The sequence below is a fragment of the Tabrizicola sp. genome (assembly GCF_051645465.1).
Taxonomy (GTDB): domain Bacteria; phylum Pseudomonadota; class Alphaproteobacteria; order Rhodobacterales; family Rhodobacteraceae; genus Tabrizicola.
On sequence record NZ_JBOFBI010000404.1, the window covers coordinates 1 to 4,197 of the forward strand.

3 protein-coding genes are annotated in these 4,197 nt (G+C 64.8%); all 3 read right to left on the reverse strand.

The window, feature by feature from the left end:
• Window positions 1-127 precede the first annotated feature (127 nt).
• Window positions 128-1,048, reverse strand: coding sequence for a UDP-3-O-acyl-N-acetylglucosamine deacetylase (gene lpxC / locus ACRCSW_RS24360; RefSeq protein WP_438708241.1), 921 nt, complete (start codon window positions 1,046-1,048; stop codon window positions 128-130).
• Window positions 1,049-1,243: 195 nt separating this feature from the next.
• Window positions 1,244-2,869 carry a cell division protein FtsZ gene (gene ftsZ / locus ACRCSW_RS24365; protein WP_438708242.1) on the reverse strand — a complete coding sequence of 542 codons (1,626 nt, stop codon included), beginning with the start codon at window positions 2,867-2,869 and terminating at the stop codon, window positions 1,244-1,246.
• Window positions 2,870-3,064: 195 nt separating this feature from the next.
• The coding region (gene ftsA, locus ACRCSW_RS24370; protein ID WP_438708243.1) for a cell division protein FtsA at window positions 3,065-4,197 on the reverse strand (1,133 nt) is incomplete at its 5' end.

Here is a 4,197-nt window from a genome sequence, read left to right on the forward strand (position 1 = left end):
TCTGCCTGACATTCTTCGCCTACCCAAACCTGCAGCCCGGGCGATTTGCCCTGTCTTTGGCTCGTCCTAGCACAGAAAAATCCGGGGCGCAAAACGCCTTTCGTGACTTTTCAACGGTTAGGAAAGCTCAGTTGCGCGCGGGCAAGTCGCCGATGTGAACGCCAACACCCGGCAACTTGCCAAGCGTACGCGGCCCGCAGTCAACAATCTCATAGGCCGCCGGATCAGCGAACAGCGCATGAAGCAGCCGGTTCGTCAGCGCATGGCCGGCACGATCGCCAAGATAACGACCAAGGATCGGGCCACCGGCCAGCGCCAGATCGCCGACCGCGTCCAGCATCTTGTGCCGCACCGGCTCGTCCGCATGGCGCAGGCCGCCCGGCGAAAGCACCCGGTCGCCGTCAAAGACCACCGCGTTTTCCAGCGTCCCGCCCAGGGCAAGGCCGTTCGCCCTCATCAGATCGACGTCCGACTGGCGGCAGAAGGTGCGGCTGTCCGACAGTTCCCGCACAAAAGCGCCGTTGGCCATGTTGAGCTCGCGCTCCTGCACGCCGATGGCGCCTTCCTCGAAATCGATGCGGAAGGCGATCTCCAGCATGTCAGCGGGTTCCAGCTGCGCCATCGCATCGCCGTCACGCACTTCAACCGGCTTCAGCACGCGGATGGCACGGACCGGCTGATCCTGCTCGACCATGCCGACCGCAAGAAAGCCCTCGATGAAGGGCACCGACGATCCATCGAGGATCGGCACTTCCGGCCCGTCGATCTCGATCTCGGCGTTGTGGATCGCGAAACCGGCCAGCGCTGCCATGATGTGTTCGATGGTCGAAACCGATACGCCATCGGCATTCTCGATGACCGTGCAAAGCCGCGACGGCGTCACCGCATCCCAGCGCGCGGGAATCAACTGATCACGGTCGGTGATGTCGGTCCGGCGGAACCAGATCCCATGATCGACCGGCGCGGGGCGCACGACCATACGAACCGGAGCACCGCCATGCAGGCCGTACCCGGTAAAGGTCGCAGGGGATTTCAAAGTGTTCTGCACGTCTCGCTCAACCTCGAATGAAGCAGGATTACTCCCTGTCTTCGGTTGACTGTTAGCTATTCGTTAAGGGCCCCGATCTCAACTCACTCTTTGTGACCGAATGTAACAGTGCCAAGGGGCACCCTAAACGCTTGATTCAAAATGAAAAGGCCCGGTCTCCCGGGCCTTTCTGAAAGGTTGATACCGCGTTCTTTTTCAGTTGGCCTGGCGGCGCAGGAAGGCCGGAATCTCGATCCGATCCTGATCGGTGCCCATGTCATGCTCGTCGTCATAGGCGGTGACCGGGGGCTGCTGACGGCTGACCGGAGCCGAAGCGGCGGCTCCGGTTTCCAGATGGCCAGCCATGCGGTTGATCAGCGAACCGATCCCGAAGCGCGGCTTTGGCGCAGCCGGCGCCGGGGCCGCAGGGGTCGGAGCAGCCGCAACCGGCGTCGGCCGGGTGAACTTGGCGGGCGTCCCGCTTGGACGGCTCACCGCCGCCTGCAGGCGGGCAAGCGCCTCGGGCGAAGGCTGGCCCGCCACGCGCGGACGCGGCGCCACGAACTCGGCCGCATCGGCCTCGATCGCCGCCGGGGTCGAGCGGATCAGCGACGGCTGTGCGGCAGGCTGCGGGCGGTAGGCCGGCGGAGGCAGGTCGTCGGCTTCGACGATATCCTCGGCTTCCATGTCGGCTTTCGAGGCGACCGCGTCGAACGCCGCATCCGCAACCGTCTCGATCGTTTCCTCAAAGGCGGCGCGCTCTTCCATAACCGGCTCCGGCGCCCGCTGTGTCTCAGGCTGATGCGCGGGCGTCAGCGTCAAAGGCGAGCTCATCGACCGGCGCGCAACAGGCACATCGGCCTTGTTCGCCGCCGAAGCATCGATGCCGGTGGCCACGACCGACACCCGGATCCGGCCTTCCATCGCGGTATCAAGCGTGGAACCCACGATGATGTTCGCTTCCGGATCCACCTTCTCGCGGATGATGTTCGCCGCCTCGTCCAGCTCGAACAGCGTCAGGTCATGCCCGCCGGTGATGTTGATCAGAACACCCTTGGCGCCGTTCAAGCTGATCTCGTCCAGAAGCGGGTTGGCAATCGCCTTCTCGGCCGCCTGGACCGCGCGATCCTCGCCGTTCGCCTCGCCCGTGCCCATCATCGCCTTGCCCATCTCGTCCATCACCGCGCGGACGTCGGCGAAGTCGAGGTTGATGAGGCCCGGCCGCACCATCAGGTCGGTCACGCCCTTGACGCCCTGGTAGAGGACGTCGTCGGCCATCGCGAAGGCCTCGGTAAAGGTCGTCCGCTCGTTCGCCAGCCGGAAGAGGTTCTGGTTCGGGATGATGATCAGCGTGTCGACAACTTTCTGAAGCGCTTCAATGCCTTCCTCGGCCTGGCGCATCCGCTTGCCACCCTCGAACTGGAAGGGCTTCGTCACCACGCCCACGGTCAGCACGCCCAGCTCCCGCGCGGCCTGCGCGATGATCGGCGCCGCGCCCGTGCCGGTCCCGCCGCCCATCCCGGCGGTGATGAAGCACATGTGCGCCCCGGCCAGATGGTCGACGATTTCCTCGATGGTTTCCTCGGCCGCGGCCGCCCCAACCGACGGGCGCGCACCTGCGCCCAGACCTTCCGTCGCTTTCACGCCCATCTGGATGCGGCTGTAGGCGCGGCTTTGCTGCAGCGCTTGCGCATCGGTGTTGGCCACCACGAACTCGACCCCCTCAAGGGATTTGTCGATCATGTTGTTGACCGCGTTTCCGCCAGCACCGCCCACACCGAATACGGTGATGCGCGGCTTGAGCTCTTCACGCTCGGAAGTCATCGTCAAATTGAGTGCCATGGGTTTGCCTGTCCCTTTGTCCGCCGCCTGTTTCTTATTCCGACCCCTCACAATTCCCCTGCGGAAGGCCGACTTATCCCCGATTCTATCCACAACCAGAGCAAAGGTCACGAGAAAAACTCGGCACCGCCGCGAAATCTGGGGCCCTTTTCCCCGAAATCAGCGGTATTTCGCCCCGGATGCAGGATATTGTGGTCACCAGTTGTCCTTGAACCATTTGACGGCCCGCCGCAGCGAGCGTGCCGGATAGCGTTCTGCCGGGATTTCGAAGTCCCACCATTCGTCCTGCGGATGCGCCGCAAAGAGGCAGAGCCCCACCGCCGATGCAAAAGCCGCCCCCGTCGCCGCCTGCGGCAGCCCCTGCACCCGCAGCGGACGGCCAAGCCGGACCCGCTGCCCCAGCACCCGCGTCGCGATCCCGTCGAGCCCCGGTATCTGGCTCGCCCCGCCGGTCAGCACGATCTGCTGGCTCGGCAGCGTGTCAAAGCCCGCTGCATCCAGCGTCGCGCGCACTTCCTCCAGGATCTCCTCGACCCGTGGCCGCATGATCCCGATCAGCTCGGTCCGGCTGATCTGGCGGCGATCCTTTTCCCAGTCGCCGCTGTCACCGCCGATGTCGATCATCTCGCGGTCGTCCATGCCCGTCGCATAAAGCCCGCCATGCCGCGTCTTGATCCGCTCGGCCGCCGCCAGCGGGATCTGCAGGCCTTTGGAAATGTCCGAGGTAACATGATCCCCGCCCATGCGAACGCTGTCGGCATAGATCATGTGCTTCTTCATGAAGATCGAAATGCCGGTCGCCCCGCCGCCCATGTCGATACACGCCGCCCCCAGCTCCTGTTCGTCCTCGACCAGCGACGAGATCGCCGAGACATAGGCCGAAGACGCAAGCCCCGCGAGCTCCAGATCGCAGCGCTTGATGCAGTAAAGCAGGTTCTGCACCACATCGCCGTCAACCGACAGAAGATGCATGTCGCAGGCCAGCCGGTGCCCGATCTGCCCGCGCGGGTCCCCCAGACCCGAACGGTGATCCAGCGCAAAGTTCACCGGCTGCGCATGCAGCACCTCGCGCCCCGCGCCAAGGTCAGGCACGTCGCAGGCGGCCAGCACGCGGCTTACATCCTGTTCCGTCACCACGCTGTCCTGCAGGTCCAGCTCGCCCGCCAGCCCGTAACTCCGCGGCTCGGCACCCGAGAAGCAGGCGATCACATGATCGACCCGCACATTCGCCATCTTCTGCGCCGCCTGAACCGCCGTGCGGATCGCCCGCTCCGTCTCGTTCATCACCGCGATTTCGCCAAAGCGCACCCCGCGTGACCGCGTGGTAG

Excerpts from the sequence above, each read along its gene's own strand:
- ftsZ (WP_438708242.1), bottom strand. The coding sequence starts at position 2,869 with ATGGCACTCAATTTGACGATGACTTCCGAGCGTGAAGAGCTCAAGCCG.